The sequence below is a fragment of the Grimontia sp. NTOU-MAR1 genome (genome assembly GCF_035758505.1).
GTDB classification, from domain to species: Bacteria; Pseudomonadota; Gammaproteobacteria; order Enterobacterales; family Vibrionaceae; genus Enterovibrio; species Enterovibrio marinus.
The window spans coordinates 385795-407933 of record NZ_CP142108.1; the positions used below are offsets into that span (position 1 = coordinate 385795).

Here is a 22139-nt window from a genome sequence, read left to right on the forward strand (position 1 = left end):
TAAACACCGTTGACACGTATAAAGGATTAAAAGTGTTATGTCTAAAACATCTATAAAATCTACAGCTTTGGAGTCGAACGTCAATATCGCTCAAGATGGATTCGCAGCTTGGAGCCTACAGGGAATGACACGGTACGGGCTGTTTTTTCTTTGTATTCTGATGGTTTTACTTTTCTCTGCATTGACCCCTTCTTTTGCTTCAATGCTAACCGTTCAGGCTATCTTGGCAAGCAAATCAAAGATTGCCCTGTTGGCGCTAGCAGCAACAATCACCATGATCGTTGGAAAGATAGATTTAAATGTGGGCTTTGGTATCGTTCTTTGGCACATACTCGCAATCAACCTTCAATATGAACATGGATTGTCTTGGCAGGCTGCCATGTTGGTTGTATTAGCGGCATCAGCGCTATATGGCTTTCTTAATGGTTTGCTTGTTGCTTTAGCGGACATAGATAGCTTTGTTGCTACGTTGGGCTCTGGAACTGTCATTTATGCAATCGCACTATGGTATTCAGGCGGTAGGCAGATCGTCGCTGATTTGCCTGACAGCTTTTATGCACTGCACCATACCGAGCTTTTTTCCATTCCACTCCCTGCATTTTATGTCGTTGCGGCTGCAATCATTCTGTGGCTATTGACTGAAAGAACACCCGTTGGTCGTTGTATGTATGCAGTAGGTGGTAATCCTACTGCCGCTAGATTAAATGGCATCTCGGTTAACCGTTATGTGATCGGCGCCTTTGTTGGCTCTGGCCTACTCACTGGTTTCACGGGTGTTTTAGTAGCGGCAGAGCAGGGGGTTGGACAGGCAAGCGTTGGTTTAGATTTCCTCTTGCCATCTTTAGTAGGGGCATTTCTCGGTTCAACAACTATTCGTCCAGGGCGGGTTAACGTCTGGGGAACTGTTATTGGAATAAGCATTCTGGCCATTGGTATTGCGGGTATCCAGCAATTTGGCGGTGCATTTTGGGTTGAACCGCTTTTTAACGGGGCAACTTTGTTGTTATCGATTTCTTTGGCGGGTTATGCCCAACGCCGCAGAATGAGTAGTCGGAAAAAACCAAAGAAAGGGTAGCGTTCGGCAAGGTTCCCCATACCCAAGACGAGGAATCGTGATGTTGAATGACGTTATCTATAGATGCTGTTGATGGATGCAGTAGGCGTAGTCCAAATATCCATCATTTCACTAAAAAATGGTAACCCAAACGAAAGGAGTAAGTTATGGTAAGCCTTAGAAAGTCAGTTGCTTTAGCGTTATGCATATCTCTTGGTTATATCCCTTGGCAGGCGTCAGCTGATACTTTCGTAGACAATGCGAAGGAGATTGTAGAAAAAGCAACAGCACCCAATGCACCTTGGACTGGCCCAACAACAGGTCCATCACTGCAAAAAGATAAGTACATTGTATACATTGCCTCTGACATGAAGAATGGTGGTGTTTTGGGTGTGAAAGATGGTTTAGAGGAAGCAGCAAAAGCTGCTGGTTGGAAACTTGATGTTTTTGACGGAGCTGGCTCGGTAAAAGATCAACTAGCTGCGCTAAACCAAGCTATAGCAAAAAAACCTCATGCGATTATCGTGGGTGGCTGGAATCCGAATGTTGCAAAATTTCCTCTAAAAAAGGCTAGAAAACAGGATATTGTTTTAGTTGGCTGGCATGCGGTGACTGACCCAGGCCCAGTTCCCGAGTTTGACATGTTTTATAACGTGACGTCAGATTCACAAGACGTTGCAAAAATTGCTGCGATGTATGCAGTTGCAGAGTCGGAAGGGAAAGCGAAGGCGATTTTCTTTACTGACTCGCTCTATCAGATAGCCCTTGATAAAGCGAATGCAATGAAAGCTGTTATCGAACAATGTGAGAAATGTGAAGTGGTTGAGTTTATTGACACACCGCTATCTGACACTTCAAATCGTATGCCAGCAATGACCTTTAGTTTACTTCAAAAATATGGCGACGATTTCGAATATGCACTCGGGATTAATGATCTTTACTTTGACTTTATGGCTGCGTCTTTGAAAACGGCTGGTAAAGGCGGCGTAGATGCACCTTACAATATTTCTGCTGGTGATGGCTCAGTCTCCGCTTTTCAAAGGATTAGAGAGGGTAATTCTCAAGCCGCAACTGTACCTGAACCACTTCGCCTTCACGGATGGCAGATCCTTGATGAAGTTAATCGTGCATTAGCAGGAGAGGCGCCATCGGGATACGTTACGCCAGTGCACCTTGTCACCAAGGAGAATATTGCATTCGATGGCGGTGACAGAAACGTATACGATCCTGAAAACGGCTACCAAGATGCGTACAAAAAGATTTGGGGCGTTAATTAACCCTCAATAAGAGAACCACCTGCTTAGCAGGTGGTTCTCTTAACCAAACTTAAAATGCTTAATTTATGCGATTCCTATACCCAAATAACCTGAAGATGCAGTATTCAGCGAGTTTGGCTGGCGTTATGATCGCGGCGTTCCTTTGTAGGTGTAGTCACCTCCATCAAAAAGGAACATCAAGGCCAGAAGCGACGCTTCACAAACAGGCCGGATATATGAAAGCAAACCTGTCCCTTCAATCAAACCTGTCGTCTTGCAAACTAGGAGGAGACCATATGTGGGTATAGCTGTTGCATGCACTTCAACTCCATTTTTGAATGAAACTTAAGGAATCATTCAAGCAAGAAAATTGCTTAGGCGTTACAACAATTCACAATCTTCCTCCATAAAGTCCAATCTCATAAATAAATATGGCGATGAAATAAGCATGACAGGCACTTATCGTGTATTTCAGATTGGATTTAAGCCGCGGTTTAATTACTATGTATCGTTACGTCTTATACCAATTCTCAGAGCGTGATCTGCCGATGCGAATTCGTACTGGAAAGACGGATTCTGCTACGAGAATTGGTATATCTTTTACTCCCCCGTAGGACACTGCCTGGACAGGCAGATGAGGAAACGATGCAACAACTAGAAGAGATTCTATCCAACGCAACGGCTGCTATCGAAGCAGTTGATTCAGTTGCGGCTCTGGATGAGGTACGTGTTAAGTACCTGGGCAAAAAAGGCGAGCTAACCCTCCAGCTTCAGCAGTTGGGTAAACTTCCGCCGGAAGAGCGCCGTGAAGCGGGTGCAAGCATCAACAAAGCAAAGCAAGCAGTTCAACAAGCGCTGACCGAGCGTAAAGTTGCACTGGAAAGTGCAGAGCTTGAAGCAAAACTGGCTGCTGAGACCATTGATGTGACTCTGCCGGGGCGTCGTATCGAAAACGGTGGTATTCACCCAGTGACCCGCACTATCGAACGTATCGAAAGCTTCTTTGGTGAGCTTGGCTTTAGCGTTCAAACTGGCCCAGAAATCGAAGACGCATTCCATAACTTCGATGCACTGAACATTGCGGAAGATCACCCAGCACGTACTGATCACGACACTTTCTTCTTTAACCCTGATCTGATGCTGCGTACGCACACTTCAGGTGTTCAAATCCGTACGATGGAAACCAACCAGCCGCCACTGCGCTTTATCGCACCGGGCCGTGTTTACCGTAACGACTACGACCAGACTCACACCCCAATGTTCCATCAGGTCGAGGGTATGCTGGTTGACGAAAACGTAAACTTTGCACAGCTGAAAGGTATCCTGCACGACTTCCTGTGTAACTTCTTCGAAGAAGATCTGGAAGTACGTTTCCGTCCTTCATACTTCCCATTCACTGAGCCTTCAGCAGAAGTTGATGTTAAAGGCAAAAACGGTAAATGGTTGGAAGTACTGGGCTGCGGTATGGTTCACCCGAACGTACTGCGTTCTGTTGGCATTGACCCAGAAAAATACTCAGGTTTCGCATTCGGTATGGGCGTAGAGCGCTTGACCATGCTGCGCTACGGCGTAAATGACCTGCGTGCGTTCTTCGAGAACGATCTGCGTTTCCTGAAACAATTCAAGTAAGCATTGGGGTAATTGATAAATGAAATTCAGTGAATCCTGGCTTCGCGAGTGGGTTAATCCTGCAGTAAACAGCGAAGAACTGGCACACCAAATCACCATGGCGGGTCTGGAAGTAGACGACATTGAAGCCGTTGCAGGTGATTTTACCGGCGTTGTTGTTGGTGAGGTGGTTGAGTGTGGCCAGCACCCTGATGCAGACAAACTGAGTGTCACCAAAGTGAACGTTGGCGGCGAAGAACTGCTGGACATCGTTTGTGGTGCACCGAACTGCCGTCTTGGCCTGAAAGTAGCAGTAGCGACTGTTGGCGCTGTGTTGCCAGGCGACTTCAAAATTAAGAAAGCGAAACTGCGTGGTCAGCCTTCTCACGGCATGCTGTGTTCGTTCTCCGAGCTGGGCATTGATGTTGAATCAAACGGCATCATGGAACTGCCTGCGGATGCAGTGATCGGTACCGACTTCCGTGAGTTCCTGAAGCTGAGCGATGTGACTATCGATGTGGATCTAACTGCAAACCGTGCAGACTGTCTGAGCATCAAAGGTCTGGCACGTGAAGTGGGCGTTCTGAACCGTGCAGAAGTTTGTCAGCCAGCGTTCGAGAAAGTAGCTCCGGCAATCGACGACAAAATCTCTGTTGCCATCGAAGCGCCAACAGCGTGTCCACGTTACCTGGGCCGTGTGGTTCGCAACGTGAACGTTAAAGCGGCTACGCCACTGTGGATGCAGGAAAAACTGCGTCGCAGCGGTATCCGTTCTATAGACCCGATTGTAGACATTACTAACTACGTGATGCTGGAGCAAGGTCAGCCAATGCACGCATTCGATCTGGCGAAGATCGAAGGTGGTATTGTTGCGCGTATGGCGAAACCAGGTGAAAAACTGGTTTTGTTGGACGGTAACGAAGCTGAACTGAGCGAAAATACACTGGTGATTGCTGACCACAACAAAGCGCTGGCTATTGCTGGTATCTTTGGTGGTCAGGATTCTGGCGTAAATGCAGAAACCACGACTGACGTTCTGCTGGAAGCGGCGTTCTTTGCACCAGACGCTATCCGCGGCCGCGCGCGCAGCTATGGCCTGCACACTGATTCTTCACACCGTTTTGAACGTGGTGTTGATTCAACACTGCAAAACTACGCGATGGAGCGTGCTACCCAGCTGCTTATCGAAATCTGTGGCGGTGAAGCAGGGGATATCGTGGGTCAGGAATCTGACGAACACCTGCCCAAGGCGAACACTATTGCGCTGCGTCGCACCAAGCTGGACAATCTGCTGGGCCACCATATTTTTTCTGAAGATGTAGTGGAAATCCTGAGCCGCCTGGGCTGCGAAGTTGAAACGACTGAACAAGGCTGGTCTGCGAAAGCACCATCTTGGCGTTTCGACATGGCGATTGAGCAAGACCTGATTGAAGAAGTTGGCCGTATCTACGGTTACGACAACATTCCAAACCAAGCACCAATTGCGTCTCTGAACATGAACGAGCACAAAGAAGCCAATCAGCCTCTGAAGCGCGTTCGTGATCTATTGGTTGACCGTGGTTATCATGAAGCGATTACTTACAGCTTCGTCGAGCCAAACCAACAGAAACTGATTGTGCCAGATGTAGAGCCTTTGGTTCTGCCTAACCCAATCTCTGCAGATATGTCAGCAATGCGCCTGAGTCTTTGGACTGGCCTGTTGAACACTGTTGCTTACAACCAGAAGCGTCAGCAGCCGCGCGTTCGTCTATTTGAAGCTGGCCTACGTTTCATCCCTGCAGAAGGTGCTGAGAACGGCATGTTGCAAGAAATGATGCTGGCAGGGGTGATTGCAGGTCCTCGTTCTGAAGAGCACTGGGATATTGCCACTAACACAGTGGATTTCTTCGACCTGAAGGGTGATCTGGAAGCGATTCTGGAGCTGACTTCTAACGAACTCAACTACAGCTTTAAAGCGGCGAAACACCCTGCATTGCATCCCGGCCAGTCTGCGGCTATTGAAGTAGACGGTGAAGTGGTGGGTCACATTGGAACTGTTCACCCTGAGCTTGAGCGTAAGTTTGGTTTGAACGGCCGTACCATCGTGTTTGAAATCGAATGGTCTTCGATCAACAAGCGTGTGATTCCAGAAGCAGTCGTCATCTCCAAGTTCCCAGCTAACCGCCGTGATATCGCTGTAATCGTCGCTGATGACGTAGAGTCTGAAGCAGTAGTACGTGCGTGTTTGGAAACTAAGAATGCACTGATCACCGGCTCTAAACTATTTGACCTTTATAAAGGTAAGGGTGTTGAAGACGGTAAGAAGAGCCTTGCGATTGCACTTAGCCTGCAATCAACTGAGCGTACACTGGAAGAAAGTGATATTTCTGAGGCGGTTGCATCGGTTGTCGCTCTGCTTGGTGACAAGTTTGGTGCGCATCTTCGCGACTAATTACAAAAATGTTAATAAAAAGCAGCCATGTGGCTGCTTTTTTTATGTCTAGAAGTTCTAACACATATTGTTCTGATAAATCTGTGTTTTATCAGAATCTTAACAAGTTGTGTCAAGCAAACGATTAAAACCCCTGTAAAAACATTACTTAATGACTATATTCGCAATGGTATGTCTCAGTTTTTATGCATGGTTTAAGAATGAAAAGCTCACAAACAGAGCATTGTTCCAAATATTGATATGGAAAAAAGTTGGCGCAAATCAGCCAGTTGGCTTACACTATTTGTAAGTTGCTGCTAGAGATTATGCTGCCCGACGAAGGAGCAAGTGAATAATTCTTTATGTAGTGCAATCATGGTGTAGATACGACGTATCACATTTGTGTTCAACATTTCTTGAGGGAATGACCTATGGCGCTCACCAAGGCCGAGTTGGCTGAGAACCTGTTTGAGAACGTCGGGATGAGCAAGCGGGACGCCAAGGAAACTGTCGAGGCGTTTTTCGAAGAGGTTCGTAAAGCGTTAGAAACTGGCGAACAAGTTAAGTTGTCTGGCTTCGGAAATTTTGATCTTCGTGACAAGAACGAACGCCCTGGCCGTAACCCAAAAACGGGTGAAGATATTCCTATCACGGCACGTCGTGTTGTCACGTTTCGTCCGGGCCAAAAACTGAAGGCACGTGTCGAAAAAGCCAAAGTAGACAATTAATCGTCGTACGAGAGTTTTCCAAAGAACCGTGGTTATTTAACCGCGGTTTTTTATTGCCTGAAAGTTAGCCACTTTGGCAGAGTCCCATTGTGATATAGGTGCCTAATTGCGTTTGTTATCAGAGTGTTTAATTTGTATATTGGGGGTCAGATACGAGAAGAACACATAAAACAAAATAATCAAAAGGGACAGCTTGAAATGGATAGTCAACTCTCCGGGGGATTTCTAAAGCACACGTTATATCCACCCAGTAATTTCCTCCCTAGCAGCATAACCCTTTCTAACGGTGTCAGCGTCTGCCATAACGCAATAGGTGTTGTTGAAATCACGCCACCAAAAGCTGATAAAGCCATCGTGGTATCGTCGGGTGTTCATGGTGACGAAACCGCACCTATCGAGCTTGTAGACGACTTGGTTTCCAGTATTCTCGATGAAGCATTTCAGCCTACCACTCGCTTACTGTTCATCATCGCCCATCCAGACGCTATTCATGCCCATACGCGCTTTATTGAAGAAAACTTGAACCGTTTGTTTGCCGGTAAAAACCCTGTCAGAAACAAAGAATGTGAGCTTGCAAATGAGCTGCAGGCACAAGTTCAGGCCTTTTTTGCAAAGGGTAGTGAAGAACCTTGGCATTTTGACCTACACAGCGCCATCAGGGCATCTAAACACTATATGTTTGGTGTGGTGCCGGCGTCTTCAAAAGCGACCGATGTAAGGCCACTTTTAGGTTTCCTCAAAGCATCCCATATGGATGCCGTCATGCTTAGTCGAACACCTTCATCAACATTCAGTTGGTATAGCGCTGAAAAGTTTGGCGCAATGGCCGCCACGTTTGAAATGGGGCGTGTTGCGCGCCTTTACGAAAACAACATGGGGGAGTTTGTACCATTACGCGAAGCATTAGTGGCGCTGATGTGTAGTGAGGTACTTCCCGCTCCATCTTCAGAGAAGGGGTTCTCCAGCTATAAAGTGACGAGAACTATCACTAAAACCGATGATGCTTTTAACCTCGCTTTTAGTGATGACGCTGCGAACTTTACGTATTTTGCAGAGGGTGAAGAGTTAGCAGAAGAAAATGGCACTGTATTTTCCGCAATTGCAGGCGGTGAAGCAGTGGTGTTCCCAAATTCAAAAGTGGCCATAGGTCAGCGTGCAGCGCTATTGGTTCAGCCATTCGAGCCAGATCTGTCGGAGCCGCTCTATGTCAACGTAGAGCGGGAGCCAGAGTCTATCGCCTATAGTGCGAATCACAGCAGGTCTTTAAGTTAGCGCTTTTCATTTTAATCTGTTCTATGTATGGTTGGCGGCAATTGTGATCAAAACCCGAAACCATGCATTTACTTCAACTTGTCCAGCGCCGGGAAAGGCGCTGGCATGCAGCACTTATCATCTCTCTTTGCCTTCTCACTGTCAGTGTGCTTCTTTCGTTGTCCGCCGGTGAAATCTGGATATCTCCAATTTCTTTGAGTTCTCCTCTGGAACAGCAACTGTTGACTGAACTGCGGATTCCCCGCGTTATTGCCGCTATTGTAATTGGCGCATCTCTTTCGGTCTCTGGTGGGGTATTGCAAGTCCTGCTCGGAAACCCCTTGGCTGAACCGGGAGTGTTGGGAATATCCGGTGGTGCAAGCTTGGCTTTGGCTTTGGTGCTATTTCTCTTTCCAACACTTGCCACACCTTATGTTTTAATGGCATCTGCCATGATGGGAGCTTTGGCTTTCACAGCAATTTTGGTCATGCTGGCCAGAAAGAGAACCATATCCACTGCCAGATTACTGTTGATTGGTGTGGCGTTGGGAATACTATCTAGTGCTATCGTGACTTGGGCATTCTATTTCAGCTCTGATCTCAATTTGCGCCAGCTAATGTATTGGTTGATGGGTAGCCTGTCCGGCGTCCATTGGCCGCAACTGACACTAACCGCCATTGTTGTTCCGGCCTTGATATGGCTTTGCTTTCAAGGAAAAAGGCTAGACCTGATGATGTTAGGTGAAACCCAGGCAAAGCAATTGGGGCTCGATACAGACTCACTGCGATGGCGTTTGATCCTCTTGGTTAGTCTGTTGGTGGGGGCGTCTGTAGCCATGGCAGGTGTTATTGGCTTTGTTGGTCTTGTTGTTCCACATTTTCTTCGTCTTTGGCTGGGAACAGAAAACAAGTTCTTGCTGCCGCTTTCGGCAGTTGCAGGCGCTGCATTGATGTTGGTTGCTGATACTATCGGCCGAACAGCAATTGCGGAAGCCGAGTTGCCAGTGGGTGCGGTAACGACCACCATCGGCGCGCCGTTGTTTATTTGGATGTTGTTAAGACGCGTATGATTATTGCAAAAGATATTGCGCTTGGTACGCGACTGCTACCTCTTAATTTCAGTATCAATGAAGGTGAGATTATTCACCTGTTAGGGCCGAATGGAAGCGGGAAAAGTACGCTTCTAGAACTGATATCTGGTCTAACCGTAGGGCAGGGAAGCGTTGAACTTGGAGGGGTTGATGTACGCAATATTGACAGCTTGTCACTTGCTCGTCAGCGAGCCTATCTCAGCCAACAGCAGAGACCTGCTTTTGCTATTGGTGTTTATCAGTATCTAAGTCTTAGTTTGTCTAACATTTCTCAACAGAATTCACTAACAGTAGAGCGTGCAGTTGCTGAAGTTTGTGAAGAGTTGGGCATTGCTGACAAACTGAACCGAAACACTGAACAACTTTCTGGCGGCGAATGGCAACGTGTTCGCCTCGCCGGTATATGTTTACAGATCTGGCCAGACATTAATCCTGATGGCAAGTTACTGATCCTTGATGAGCCTGCAACTGCTTTGGACATCGCCCAGCAAAGTGTCATGTACAAAATGGTCAGGAATATTGCGGATAAAGGTGTATCAGTAGTGATGTCGAATCATGACATCAACCGCACGCTATCGGATGCTGACAGGGTGATATTGCTAAAAAGCGGTCATATCGTCGCCCAAGGCATACCCGGTGACGTAATGGATGTGGAAACTCTAGAGGAAGCATTCGGTGCTCAACTTCGCCGTGTGGAAGTAGATGGGCAAGTATTGATACTTAACCAGTAAAAAGACGCGATATAGGAGCGGTATACTCAAACGACCTGAAGATGCGCGCATTGAAGGCCTCCCTTCGGGCGAGTTGACTGACGCCGTGCTCTTTGTTGTTCTTTTTTGATGGAGATGACTACACCTGCAAAGTAACGCCGCGATCACAACGCCACTCAATCTCGCTGAATCCTGCATCTTCAGGTTGTTTGGGTATATGTGGTGAGTCTGCGATAGTGGCTTTCGAGGAACAGCAATTACTGTTGTCCAGTCACCTCTAGCTTTGCTTTTATGAACAAAGCATGGTCCAGATATAGCAGCTCCGCCGTTTTACGTATTACTGAATCCTCCAGTGGATCAAGCTCGCCGTCCGCATACGCAACTTCCCACATCGCTTTGACTAAATCGTACCGCTGATTTTGCTCCAACTGACGCAGTTTGTCGGTGAAGTCGTAGAGTGAAACAGATTGATGGCTATCCTTTCTAGCATCCTCGACCAAGGTATCTGCCTCGTCTTCCTCAATATTAAGTAGTGAGCAGAGTAGACTGACCTTGGCCTTCTCCTCCCTGGGGTCTACCTGGTGATCTGCACCAGCTACTTCACATAGTAGCCCTGCCATTGCGCGTTGATATCGCATTTCATTTGAAGTGGCGCTGCCACCTTCTTCGGAAAAGACTTCTTTTAAAATCGAAGACAGTTTTGAAAACATAACCGCCGCATCTCCTGATTTGCTGTCTATCAAAGAGTACGCGACAAAGAAACGTGATGTAAACCGTATTTACAAAGCAGGTAGGAAAGACGCTCCTCAATGAAACGGTAAAGGAGCGTCAATAAGCTTAAGCGAGGGTCAATTGAAGTGTCACTTCAGCACCAGTGAACAGACGAGACACAGGACATTTTTGCTTGGCAATTGCCCCTAATTCTTGAAGTAAGTTGTCTTCCAGCCCATCAGCCGACACTTGAGATTCCAGTTCGATAAGCGTAATTTTTGGACCATCATCATCACCTAAGTGAACTTTGGCTTGTGTGGAAATGGTTGGAACTAGACCTTTTTCCGATAGAAGCGCGGAAAGAAACATGGAGTAACATCCAGCGTGGGCTGCACCTAACAGCTCCTCAGGGTTGGTACCTTCACCATTCTCAAAACGGGAAGCGAAAGTGAACGGACCCGTGACATCACCATATTTCATTACGCCTTTGCCTGACTTTAACGTACCTTCCCATACTGCATTGGCTTTTTGTGTTGGCATTATTTTCTCCTAGTTTAAATTTACCCAGTCAATCGGGAACTTGTCCCAGTTACAGGGTCATAACCTACTGACCTTAGGTTGCAGTTAGATTGTCTCAGTGCAGGGAGCTTAGAACAAACAATGAAAAGTTGCCCGGTAAGAGAGGATATATATGTCGGTGGGGAATAAAAAAACGCGCCATTAGGCGCGCAACGTAGCATTGGCAGACGACCGCACTACAAAACCGATTTTGGACTCAACGCGCTCTATTTCGCCATATTTTATGAGGAGTTATTTTCTCACTATAAAGACATTACCCTAAAGTCGTAGACGTAGTAGTGTACTTAGGTGATTTTTCTTAAACGTTGTAGAAACATAAAGTTATCGGCTGAAAAATCATAAAGTTGGGAGCTATCTAAGATAATTTTACTCAAATAACCTGACGATGGTTTTTCAGAGATCATCAATGCGTTGAACTCGGGGCAAATTCCACGAGGAATGAGGTGTTTTTAGTGAAGGGAAAGCGCGTCAGGAGAGTTTTTGGCTAAGTGATGCCATTCTTTTTTATAAAAGAGAATGGCATCCATTGGTAGAAATCAGAATTGCTTAGGTGCAAAACCTGTTACAACTTCCAACTTCAGTTCTTTACCGAGTTTTGTCAATGGGTGAACAACAACTAAACCACGAACAGATTTCTTCAGTTTACCCATGTCAGCTTGTTCTTGCTTAGTGATTTCACGAGAAAAAGGCATATCAAGTAGCGCTTTGCGCTCTTTGTTTATGGTGAAGTTTTGTTTGTGTGCCAGTTGGCTGATTTTCTTATTCAAGTCTTCAATGTCGTTAGTGAATTTAGTCACCATCACGTCGTCACCACGAGACTTAGCGGCATCAAGTTTGACTTGGCTTTTGTTCAGACGGTTTTTCAGTTGTTGAAGTTCTTGTTTAATGCTCATGGTAATCGACCACTTAGATTGATTTGGGCGCGGAGTGTACCACAGGCTAAGAAAGATGGTATACCCAAGCATCTTCCGTCAGATCGTAGACTCTCCATAAATTGGAGCCTCTTGCGGTTCTTCGCCAATCCTACCAAGTTTGTCTCCCTAACTATCTCTATGCCGCAAGGTTGGAAACGAGAAGTAAGATTGCCAATCGAGCTTGCGGTGTGTTGTGGTAGAATCTTCGCAATTTTTAAAACGGTACTGAGCCTTATCGAGTCTCGCGCTCGTATCGTGAGTGGATTTTCTTCAAAACAGCAATTCTTTGGATATCGATTTGACCACTTCAATCCATCAAAACAACGCTAAAAAGCTTTTCGCTGCGCTTGATGATTGCATGCTGAAAGACAAGTTCCGTCTCAGCAAACGCATCAAGGGAGCGCAACGCATCAAGAAAGACGAAGCCCGTCAGGCTGTCTTCGATGAGATCGCGCTGGATATCGCTAAGTCGATGCAAGTTCGCATGCAACGCTTGGCCAACAAGCCAAAAATTACTTTCCCTGAGCAACTACCAGTCAGTCAGAAAAAAGACGACATTGCAGAGGCGATTGCCAACAATCAGGTGGTGATTGTCGCCGGTGAAACCGGTTCGGGTAAAACCACGCAGTTGCCTAAAATCTGTATGGAGCTTGGGCTTGGTGTATCAGGCGTCATTGGCCACACTCAGCCGCGTCGACTGGCTGCGCGCTCAGTAGCAACCCGTATCGCCGAAGAGCTGGAAACCGAACTGGGTAAAACGGTCGGTTACAAGGTTCGATTCAACGATCAGGTTTCAGAAGAGTCCCGTGTAAAACTGATGACGGACGGTATTCTGCTGGCGGAAATCCAGCATGACCGTTTTCTGAATCAGTATGACTGCATCATCATCGATGAAGCGCACGAACGCAGTCTGAACATTGACTTCATCCTTGGCTACCTGAAACAGCTTCTGCCAAAGCGTCCAGACCTCAAACTGATCATCACATCAGCGACTATCGACCCTGAGCGTTTCTCAAACCACTTCCGTGGCGCGCCAATCATTGAAGTTTCTGGCCGAACTTATCCCGTGGAAGTGCGTTATCGTCCATTGGTGGAAGACAGTGAAGATACGGATCGTGACCAGCTTCAGGCGATTTTCGATGTAGTCGATGAACTGCATGACGAAGGCCCAGGCGACATTCTGATCTTCATGAACGGTGAGCGTGAGATTCGTGATACGGCCGATGCACTGAATAAACGCAATCTGCGTGATTGCGAGATCCTGCCGCTCTATGCACGTCTGTCATCGGCAGAGCAAAATCGTGTGTTCCAGTCCCACTCTGGTCGACGTATTGTGCTGGCAACCAACGTCGCGGAAACCTCGCTGACAGTTCCTGGCATCAAGTACGTGATTGACCCGGGTACGGCGCGTATTTCGCGTTACAGCTACCGTACCAAGGTTCAGCGCTTGCCTATTGAACCTGTTTCTCAGGCGAGTGCGAACCAGCGTAAAGGTCGCTGTGGTCGTGTATCTGACGGTATCTGTATTCGCCTTTACTCAGAAGAAGATTTCCTGTCGCGTCCTGAGTTTACCGATCCAGAAATTCTGCGTACTAATCTGGCGTCCGTTATTCTTCAAATGACGGCGATTGGTCTGGGTGATATTTCTGCATTCCCATTCGTTCAGCCGCCTGATAGCCGCAACATTTCAGACGGTGTTCGTCTGCTTGAAGAGCTTGGTGCGCTGAAAGAAGGCAAGAAAGACGATGATCACAAACGTCTGACCGAAACGGGGCGTAATCTGGCACGTTTGCCAATCGACCCGCGTTTGGCGCGTATGGTGTTGGAATCAGCCCGTCTTGGCTCATTGCATGAAGTCATGGTGATTGCGTCTGCGCTGTCGATTCAGGACCCTCGCGAGCGTCCTTCCGATAAACAGCAGCAGTCCGACGAAAAACATCGCCGTTTTTATGACAAAGAGTCAGATTTCCTCGCTTATGTGAATCTTTGGGAACATATCAAAGAGCAGCAAAAGGCGCTGTCTGGAAACCAGTTCCGCAAGCAGTGTAAGAAAGACTATTTGAATTACCTTCGTGTTCGTGAATGGCAGGATGTTCATTACCAAATTCGTCAGGTGGTGAATGAGTTGGGCTTTAAGATCAATCAGGAACCGTCTGATTATCAGTCCATCCATATGTCATTGCTGGCGGGTTTGCTCTCTCACATTGGTCTGAAAGATCAGGAGAAGAACGAATATCAGGGTGCGCGTAATGCCCGTTTCAATATCTTCCCAGGATCAGGCATCTTCAAGAAACAGCCGAAGTGGGTGATGGTGGCCGAGCTGGTCGAAACCTCTAAACTGTGGGGCCGTGTTGCCGCCAAGATCCAGCCTGAATGGGTAGAGCCGTTGGCGAAACATCTCATCAAGCGCAGTTATTCCGAGCCGCACTGGGAGAAGAAGCAGGCCGCGGTATTCGCGTTCGAGAAAGTCATGCTTTACGGCGTTCCTATCGTTCCAAAGCGTAAGGTGAATTACGGCAGCATAGATTCGATTGTCAGCCGCGAGATCTTTATCCGCTCTGCGCTGGTAGAAGGGGACTGGGATACCAAACACAAGTTCTTCCATCAGAACCGTAAAATGCTGGCGGAAGTCGAGGAGCTTGAGAAGAAATCACGTCGCCGCGATATTCTGGTTGATGATGACACGCTCTATGAGTTCTACGATCAGCGTATCGAACATACTGTAGTTTCCGGTCGTCATTTCGACAGCTGGTGGAAGAAAGCCAGCCGGGATGAACCAGAAAAGCTGAACTTCGAAAAAGCCATGCTGCTGGCAGGCGATGCCAGCCATGTGACTGAACTGGATTACCCGAACTTCTGGCATCAGGGCAATCTGAAGCTCAAGTTAAGCTATCAGTTTGAACCAGGTGAAGACCACGATGGTGTGACGGTTCACATTCCGCTGCCGGTGTTGAACCAGATTGAACCTGAAGGGTTTGATTGGCAAATCCCGGGATTACGCCATGAGCTGATTGTTGCGCTTATTAAATCGTTGCCAAAAACGTTACGACGTAACTTTGTGCCAGCACCAAACTATGCGTCTGCATTCCTGCAGCGTGTTACGTCAATGGAAATGCCCTTGTTGGATGCGTTGGAGAAGGAGCTCAAACGTATGACTGGCGTGACCGTGCTTCGTGAAAACTGGCAGCTGGACCAGTTGCCTGAGCATTTGAAGATCACTTATCGCGCGGTGGACCACAAGAATCGCAAGCTGAACGAAAGCTACGATTTGTATGAGTTGAAAGATGGCTTGAAAGAGAAGGTTCAGGAAACCTTGTCTCAGGTTGCGGATGACGATATCGAGCAACAAGGGCTGACCACCTGGAGCTTTGGTACGTTGCCGAAAATGTATCAGCAAAAACGCGGTGGCTTTGAGGTAAAAGCTTTCCCGGCGATTGTTGATAACAAAGATTCGGTGGGCATTAAGCTTTACGAAACAGAAGAAGAGCAGCGTCAAGCGATGCAACAAGGTCAGCGACGTCTGATCCTTCTGAACGTACCATCGCCAATCAAGTATCTGCACGACAACTTGCCGAACAAGTCCAAACTCGGTTTGTACTTCAACCCGTACGGCCGTGTGCTGGATTTGATTGATGACTGCATAGCATGTGGTGTCGACAAGCTGATTGAGTCTCAGGGCGGTTTGAAGTGGCAGCCTGAAGAGTTTGAAGCGCTGAAAGAATATGTTCGTGCAGAACTGGGTGACACTGTGGTGGAAATCGCCAAACAGGTCGAACAGATCCTGACGACGGCATTCAGCATCAATAAGAAGCTGAAAGGTAAAATCGATTTCACCATGGCGTTCGCACTGTCGGATATCAAAGCACAGGTTGAAGGATTGATCTTCAAAGGGTTTGCGACAGAATGCGGATGGAAACGTCTGCCGGATATTCAACGTTACCTGAATGCAGTTGAGCGTCGTTTGGAGAAACTGCCGATTGATCCTAACAAGGATCGTCTGCACATCCTCAAGATCGAATCTGTCACTAACGACTATAAAGAGCTGCTGAACAAAATCCCGAAAGGGCAGCGTGTTCCTGAGTCGGTGAAGGAAATTCGCTGGATGATTGAAGAGCTTCGTGTCAGCTACTTCGCCCAGCAACTTGGTACGCCTTATCCGATTTCAGATAAGCGAATCAAGAACGCTATCGACGCTATCTAGATCTTCCTTACAGTCATGTTTCATCTTAGAGTCACTTATCTATAAAAATAGAAAGCCAGCGTTGTCGCTGGCTTTCTCACCTTTTGCCGCTATGGCAACATTCCTTCATACAGGTGATGACAAACGGCAAGCATATGCCTTTCTCACCGACCACATGCAGGTTACGCACGAAAGGAAGAATGCGCAGTTTGTAAACTGAAAAAGCTAACTTACTGAAAAAATACAATTAATCGTTTCAGATAAGGCTCTGGCACGAATTTTGGTATGACATAAATGGGATTAGCCGATTTGCATTGCTCGGCACGCATTTTTTAATCACATACCATTTACGGGGAATGTTATGTTTAAGGCGTTGAAAGCGACTTTTGCGCTCATTTTATTACTGTTTTCTGCGAACGTATTTGCAGCCATTCTGCCAGATGCACATTCGATGTATCGGCAACTTAACCTCTCTGATGAAGTGACCTTTGATAAATTCCAGAAAGCCTACAATCACTTCCGCACACATAGAACAGGGAAATCTGTTTTTACTCTCATTGACTATGGCAAGCCCTCTTCTGAAAAGCGTTTTTGGGTCATTGATGCAGCGAAGCGTAAAGTATTGTTTGCTTCTTATGTCTCCCATGGCAAAAACAGCGGCTCACTTTATGCGAAGACATTTTCTAATGTGGTGAACTCTCGCCAGACCTCCATTGGCGTGTTCCGCGCTGCAGAGACCTACTATGGAAAGCACGGCTACTCATTGCGTCTCGATGGTTTGTCTAAAGGCGTGAACGACAACGCACGCCAAAGAGCGATTGTTATCCATGGTGCGGCGTACGCCCATCCCAATGTCATTGCCAAGACGGGCCAACTTGGACGTAGTTGGGGTTGCCCGGCACTACCAAAATACTTATCGAAGAAGGTGATTAATACCATCAAAGATGGAACTTATATCTACGCTTTTGCTTGATGAGTCAATCCAGTATAAGAAGCGGTACATTCAGACGGATGCGCCGCTTTTTTGTTTTTCTCTGTAACAACAGGATGAGATTTTGATGAGGCATCCCAAATAGCTCACTCGAACTGGTATTCGGACGAACGGGAGGAAAAATGGATTCAACATCCTGAAACCATTGAGTCGATACCATGAAAACAGCGCCACTCCTATTAGCCATCTCTTTAGGCCTATTCGCGACTACAAGCGTCTCTGCTGATACTTGCCTTCACTATAAACCGCAACTTGCTATCCCTTATGAAATCGCAAAAATCAACAATTGGGAAAACTATCTTTTCAGTGAAAAACTTGATGGTATTCGTGCTTACTGGAGCGGTGAGTACCTTTTCACGCGTCAGGGTAAACTTATCTATGCGCCGAAATGGTTTATTGATGCCTTACCGCAAATACCCCTGGAAGGTGAGCTTTGGATAGGACGTAACCGTTTTGAAGAAACCATGGCAGCGGTGATGGATGGCAAGCCCAATGATAAAGAGTGGGATAAGGTGAAGTTTATGGTCTTCGATCTTCCTGCCAGTTTGGATAGTTTTGATGTTCGATACAAGCAGTTTAAGAGTATGGCGCAGGGGCTGAACATTCCTCATCTAGGTTATGTTGAACACAAACCGGTTGAAAGCAAAGCGTCTCTGTTAGCGCTGCTTGAATCTGTAAATGAGTCAGGTGGAGAAGGTCTTATGCTTAGGAAGCGCAGCGGTATTTATCAGCCAGGCCGCTCAACGAATGTGATCAAAATGAAGCTCGTCGACGATGCGGAAGCGGAAGTGATTGGATATGTGAAAGGGAAGGGAAAGCATGAGGGTAGGATGGGCGCCTTGGTGGTGAGAATGCCAGATGGAAAGGAATTCAAAATCGGCACCGGATTCTCAGATGCTCAAAGGGAAAATCCGCCAGAATTGGGTGATATGGTGACCTATCGCCACAACGGTTTCACCAAAAACGGCATTCCCAAGTTTGCGCGTTTTATGAGAGTAGATGCCAGTAAGCAATAACCTTCATTTGTCGTCTAAGAGTTAATGTTATCGGTCACACTTTGCATATTCCCAGTGGCGAATAGCTGAATTAGCTCAAAAACTTATATCAAGAGGTTTTTGAGGAGGTTGCTATGGAAAAGAATCGCCGTCCTACCATGAATGATGTGGCTAAACGTGTGGGTGTGACCAAAATGACCGTTAGTCGCTATCTCAAATATCCTCACAAAGTGGCAAAAAAGACGGGCGAAAAAATCCAGATTGCGCTCGATGAACTGGGTTATATTCCCAACCGGGTGCCTGACATTCTCTCAAACCGCAGCAGTAAAGCGCTTGGCGTTATCCTTCCTTCTTTATGCCATTCGGTTTTTCAACAAGTGCTTGCGGGAATAGAAACTGTGGCTGAAGAAAATGGCTATCAAGTGATGCTTGCACACGGTGGCTATAGCGCAGAGACTGAACAGCAGCGCATTGAATCGTTGCTCTCTTTCAATGTTGATGGACTTATCTTGGCTGACAGTGACCATACTCAGAAATCGCTGAAAATGATTCAAACGGCGGGTATTTCCTACGTAGAAATCATGGAGTCAACACCGAAAAATACAGCACAAAGCGTGGGCATTGATAATGAGCTTGCTGCATTTTCAATGGTGACGCTTATGATTGAACGGGGTTTCGAGCACATTGTCTGCCTTAACGTGAAAAAGGGGATTCGCACTTCAAATAAGCTTCAAGGTTATGTGGATGCAATGGAAGATGCTGGATTGACGCCAAGAAGTATAACCGCGAAAGCGGAGTCGTCAGTTTCACTAGCCCGTAAAATGGCCACTAAGGTTTTTGACCGGTACCCAGACACTGACGCCTTCTTCTGCACAGATGATGAGCTAGCTGCCGGGGTGTTGATTGAATGCCAAAGTCAGGGGCTGTCTGTTCCTGAGCAAATTGGGATCGCGGGCATACATGCGCTCGATATCGGGCAATCTATGATGCCGAAATTAGCGAGTGTCATTACGCCTGATAGAGAAACTGGGGAACATGCTGCGCTAGCTCTATTGAGTCAAATTCATGGAGCCCAAATTGACATAGAACCGCTTGGCTTTGACATCGATGAAGGAGAGAGCCTTAGCTCTTGAATCAACCCAAACGGCCTGGAAAATCAGGTCGTTTGGGCGTATTGGATTCCTTTCGTATTCAGTTTGATACCATAAAGCGACGTTGTTGCCGTGATGAATAGGTAAGACTGATCTTCACCGCCAAATGTACAGTTGCTGACCCGCTCAGGAACGGGTATTAGTCCAAGCTTCTCACCAGTTGGTGTAAAGACAGCGATTCCTTCATCACAACTGCAGAATATGCTCCCGTGTATGTCTACTCGAAACCCATCTGGGATCCCAGGTTCCACAATACAGAGGGTTTCCCCTTTCCCAAGTGAACCGTCTCCATCGACAGGAAACTGGCGGATTTCACGTCGGCCCTTGGTGGGAAATTCGACGATCGACATATCGGCAACGTAAAGCGTCCGTTCATCCGGTGAGAAGGCGAGCCCATTGGGCCTCTGCACGTCTGTTGTCATGATGTCCAAATCCCCCGTTAGGGGGTCGAAGCGATAGACATGACACCCTATTATTTGACTTTGAGCCTGAAAGCCTTCGTCATTCCCTAAAATGCCGTATGGCGGATCGGTAAACCAAATACTTCCATCTCGCTTAACCACGACATCATTTGGGCTGTTCAATCTTTTGCCATCAAAATTGTCAACAAGGATAGTGGTGACGCCATCAGGTGAAGTTTTGCTGACACAACGCCTACCATGCTCACAACTAATGAGATTGCCATTTAAGTCGAGATAATTCCCGTTAGAAAAATGAGAGTAAGCTTTCTCTATCGTTAGGCCTTCGGCCTCACTCCAGCGGTAGAGTTTACAACCTTTGACGTCACTAAAAAGTACTGCATTGCTTTCTCTCAACCAGACGGGACCTTCGGCCCATATTACGCCTGAGCAAAGTTTCTGCGGTATTTTACCTTCAGCAAAAATGTCATCGAAATGAATGGTGTAATCCATGAGGCACTATCCTGACTCTTTATTTATTCTGGCTGACCGTCTATCGTTCTACTCACATTTAGTGGGTTATCTGCTTTTAACTCATCAGGCAGAAATGCCTCTGGAACGTTTTGGTAGCAAACAGGACGAACAAATCTATCAATCGCAAGTGTACCCACCGAAGTAGTTTGACTGTTCGATGTTGAAGGATATGGACCGCCGTGGACCATCGCGCTTGATACCTCAACCCCTGTGGGGAAGCCGTTAAACAGGATTCGTCCAACTTTGAGCTCCATCGCTGATACGATGCCATGAATACACTCGGGATCATCCTCAGAGTTAGCATGTACAGTACCCGTCAGCTGACCTTCAAGGCGTTGAATAACATCAATAATATCCGCCGTGTTCTGGCAGGTAACCAGCATGGAGAACGCCCCGAAGACCTCAGCATGAAGACTGTCGTCGTCCAGGAAGGCTTTGCTGGCGACTTCAACAAGTGCTGGAGTACAATGATTTACTCCACCAGATAGCCCTTCAGCAACCAAGCTAACATCATGGTGATTAACGAGATTATTTTTGGCTGCAGCATAGTTTTGTTGAATGTTGCCCGTGAGCATGGTGCCAGCACTATTGTCTTTCAGTTGTTGTTTGACCTGTTCAATAAACTTGGTCAATGAAGCGCTCGGAGTCGCTAAAACCAGCCCAGGGTTTGTGCAAAATTGTCCTGCGCCCATCGTCAAGGAAGCGGCAAACTGATTAGCTAAACCTTCAGGGTCTGCATCGAGTGCTTTTGGCATCAACACCACCGGATTAATGCTGCTCATTTCTGCGTAGACAGGAATAGGCTCCTTCCTTGATTGTGCTGTTTGCATCAACGCCAAACCTGCAGCTTGAGACCCGGTGAATCCAACAGCTTTAACACTAGGGTGGGCAACAAGCTCGTGTGCGATGGAGTTACCATTGGCAAAAACCAGAGAGAAGGTCCCGGGGTGTAATTCACATGATTTAACCGCTTCGACGATACAGCGCCCAACCAACTCAGAGACCCCCATGTGTGCCGGGTGCCCTTTTACAATGACAGGGCAACCCGCTGCCAATGCTGATGCGGTATCGCCACCTGCAACTGAAAAAGCAAGCGGAAAGTTACTGGATCCAAAAACGACGACCGGTCCCAAAGGTACTTTTTTCATACCAAGATGCGGGCGGGGAAGCGGTGTTCTATCTGGCAGAGCAGTGTCAATCCTAATATCCTGCCACCTACCATTCTCAAGGACATCAGCAAATAGGTTCAACTGTGCGCAAGTCCTCCCTCTTTCGCCTGTCAGCCTTGCTATCGGTAGCCCTGTTTCTAACGTACCTCGTTCAAGAAGTTCGTCACCAAGAGACATGATGTTTTCTGCGATTGTTCTTAGAAATGCCGCTCTTTGTTTTGGTGATGTTTGTCTGTAACTTTCAAACGCTTTATCTGCTTCGGTGCAGGCAAGCATCGCCTGCTCTGGAGAAGCGCCAGCAAATAGCGGTTCGATAGGTAAAGAAGTGGCAGGATTCATCGAATACAACTGCCCAGTTTGACCAAAAACGTCTTGACCACTAATAAACATTACGCCCTTAACTGACATG

The 22139-nt window shown here is 47.0% G+C and carries 17 protein-coding genes; 12 read left to right on the top strand and 5 right to left on the bottom strand.

All coding sequences use genetic code 11. From position 1 onward, the window contains the following. Positions 1–37 precede the first annotated feature (37 nt). The 8 genes from VP504_RS01705 (at position 38) to btuD (ending at position 10129) form a co-directional block, all read left to right on the top strand. Positions 38–1075: an ABC transporter permease gene (locus VP504_RS01705; protein WP_325892644.1), complete on the top strand. Its 1038-nt coding sequence runs from the start codon at positions 38–40 to the stop codon at positions 1073–1075. Between the two features lie 146 nt (positions 1076–1221). After that, a complete protein-coding gene (locus VP504_RS01710; RefSeq protein ID WP_084387649.1) occupies positions 1222–2331 on the top strand; it encodes an ABC transporter substrate-binding protein in 1110 nt (369 codons plus the stop codon). A 624-nt stretch (positions 2332–2955) separates the two neighbouring features. Next, positions 2956–3939, top strand: a complete 984-nt coding sequence (pheS, locus tag VP504_RS01715; RefSeq protein ID WP_062706165.1) for a phenylalanine--tRNA ligase subunit alpha — start codon at positions 2956–2958, stop codon at positions 3937–3939. A gap of 19 nt (positions 3940–3958) precedes the next feature. Continuing rightward, complete coding sequence (gene pheT / locus VP504_RS01720) at positions 3959–6349, top strand: phenylalanine--tRNA ligase subunit beta (RefSeq protein WP_325892645.1); 2391 nt, start codon at positions 3959–3961, stop codon at positions 6347–6349. Between the two features lie 410 nt (positions 6350–6759). Further along, positions 6760–7056: an integration host factor subunit alpha gene (gene ihfA, locus VP504_RS01725; RefSeq protein WP_062706172.1), complete on the top strand. Its 297-nt coding sequence runs from the start codon at positions 6760–6762 to the stop codon at positions 7054–7056. Between the two features lie 198 nt (positions 7057–7254). After that, entirely contained in the window at positions 7255–8328 is a 1074-nt protein-coding gene (locus tag VP504_RS01730) for a succinylglutamate desuccinylase (RefSeq protein WP_325892646.1), read from the top strand. A gap of 62 nt (positions 8329–8390) precedes the next feature. Then, a complete protein-coding gene (gene btuC, locus VP504_RS01735) occupies positions 8391–9377 on the top strand; it encodes a vitamin B12 ABC transporter permease BtuC (RefSeq protein WP_325892647.1) in 987 nt (328 codons plus the stop codon). Then, positions 9374–10129, top strand: coding sequence for a vitamin B12 ABC transporter ATP-binding protein BtuD (gene btuD / locus VP504_RS01740; protein ID WP_325892649.1), 756 nt, complete (start codon positions 9374–9376; stop codon positions 10127–10129). Before btuC ends, btuD begins: the two co-directional genes overlap by 4 nt. 236 nt (positions 10130–10365) lie before the next feature. Here btuD and VP504_RS01745 read toward each other — a convergent pair whose 3' ends face one another. From VP504_RS01745 to VP504_RS01755, 3 genes are all read right to left on the bottom strand, one after another. Then, on the bottom strand, positions 10366–10818 hold the full coding sequence (locus VP504_RS01745; RefSeq protein ID WP_325892650.1) for a tellurite resistance TerB family protein: 453 nt from the start codon (positions 10816–10818) through the stop codon (positions 10366–10368). 127 nt (positions 10819–10945) lie between these two features. Then, positions 10946–11359 carry an OsmC family peroxiredoxin gene (locus VP504_RS01750; protein ID WP_062706189.1) on the bottom strand — a complete coding sequence of 138 codons (414 nt, stop codon included), beginning with the start codon at positions 11357–11359 and terminating at the stop codon, positions 10946–10948. Positions 11360–11934: 575 nt separating this feature from the next. Further along, positions 11935–12291 carry a YibL family ribosome-associated protein gene (locus VP504_RS01755; protein WP_062706192.1) on the bottom strand — a complete coding sequence of 119 codons (357 nt, stop codon included), beginning with the start codon at positions 12289–12291 and terminating at the stop codon, positions 11935–11937. A gap of 379 nt (positions 12292–12670) precedes the next feature. Here VP504_RS01755 and hrpA point away from each other — a divergent pair, with 379 nt between their 5' ends. From hrpA to VP504_RS01775, 4 genes are all read left to right on the top strand, one after another. Then, positions 12671–16513 (top strand): ATP-dependent RNA helicase HrpA, encoded by a 3843-nt coding sequence (gene hrpA / locus VP504_RS01760; protein WP_325893958.1) that lies wholly within the window; start codon positions 12671–12673, stop codon positions 16511–16513. A 340-nt stretch (positions 16514–16853) separates the two neighbouring features. Beyond that, entirely contained in the window at positions 16854–17465 is a 612-nt protein-coding gene (locus VP504_RS01765; RefSeq protein ID WP_325892652.1) for a murein L,D-transpeptidase catalytic domain-containing protein, read from the top strand. 176 nt (positions 17466–17641) lie between these two features. Continuing rightward, a complete protein-coding gene (locus tag VP504_RS01770; RefSeq protein WP_325892654.1) occupies positions 17642–18499 on the top strand; it encodes a DNA ligase in 858 nt (285 codons plus the stop codon). Positions 18500–18612: 113 nt separating this feature from the next. After that, positions 18613–19611: a substrate-binding domain-containing protein gene (locus VP504_RS01775; RefSeq protein ID WP_325892656.1), complete on the top strand. Its 999-nt coding sequence runs from the start codon at positions 18613–18615 to the stop codon at positions 19609–19611. Between the two features lie 23 nt (positions 19612–19634). On the opposite strand, the gene VP504_RS01780 is transcribed toward VP504_RS01775, so the two are convergent. Both VP504_RS01780 and VP504_RS01785 read right to left on the bottom strand, forming a co-directional pair. After that, positions 19635–20540: an SMP-30/gluconolactonase/LRE family protein gene (locus VP504_RS01780; protein WP_325892657.1), complete on the bottom strand. Its 906-nt coding sequence runs from the start codon at positions 20538–20540 to the stop codon at positions 19635–19637. Between the two features lie 23 nt (positions 20541–20563). Next, positions 20564–22138: an aldehyde dehydrogenase (NADP(+)) gene (locus VP504_RS01785; protein ID WP_325892658.1), complete on the bottom strand. Its 1575-nt coding sequence runs from the start codon at positions 22136–22138 to the stop codon at positions 20564–20566. Position 22139 lies beyond the last annotated feature (1 nt).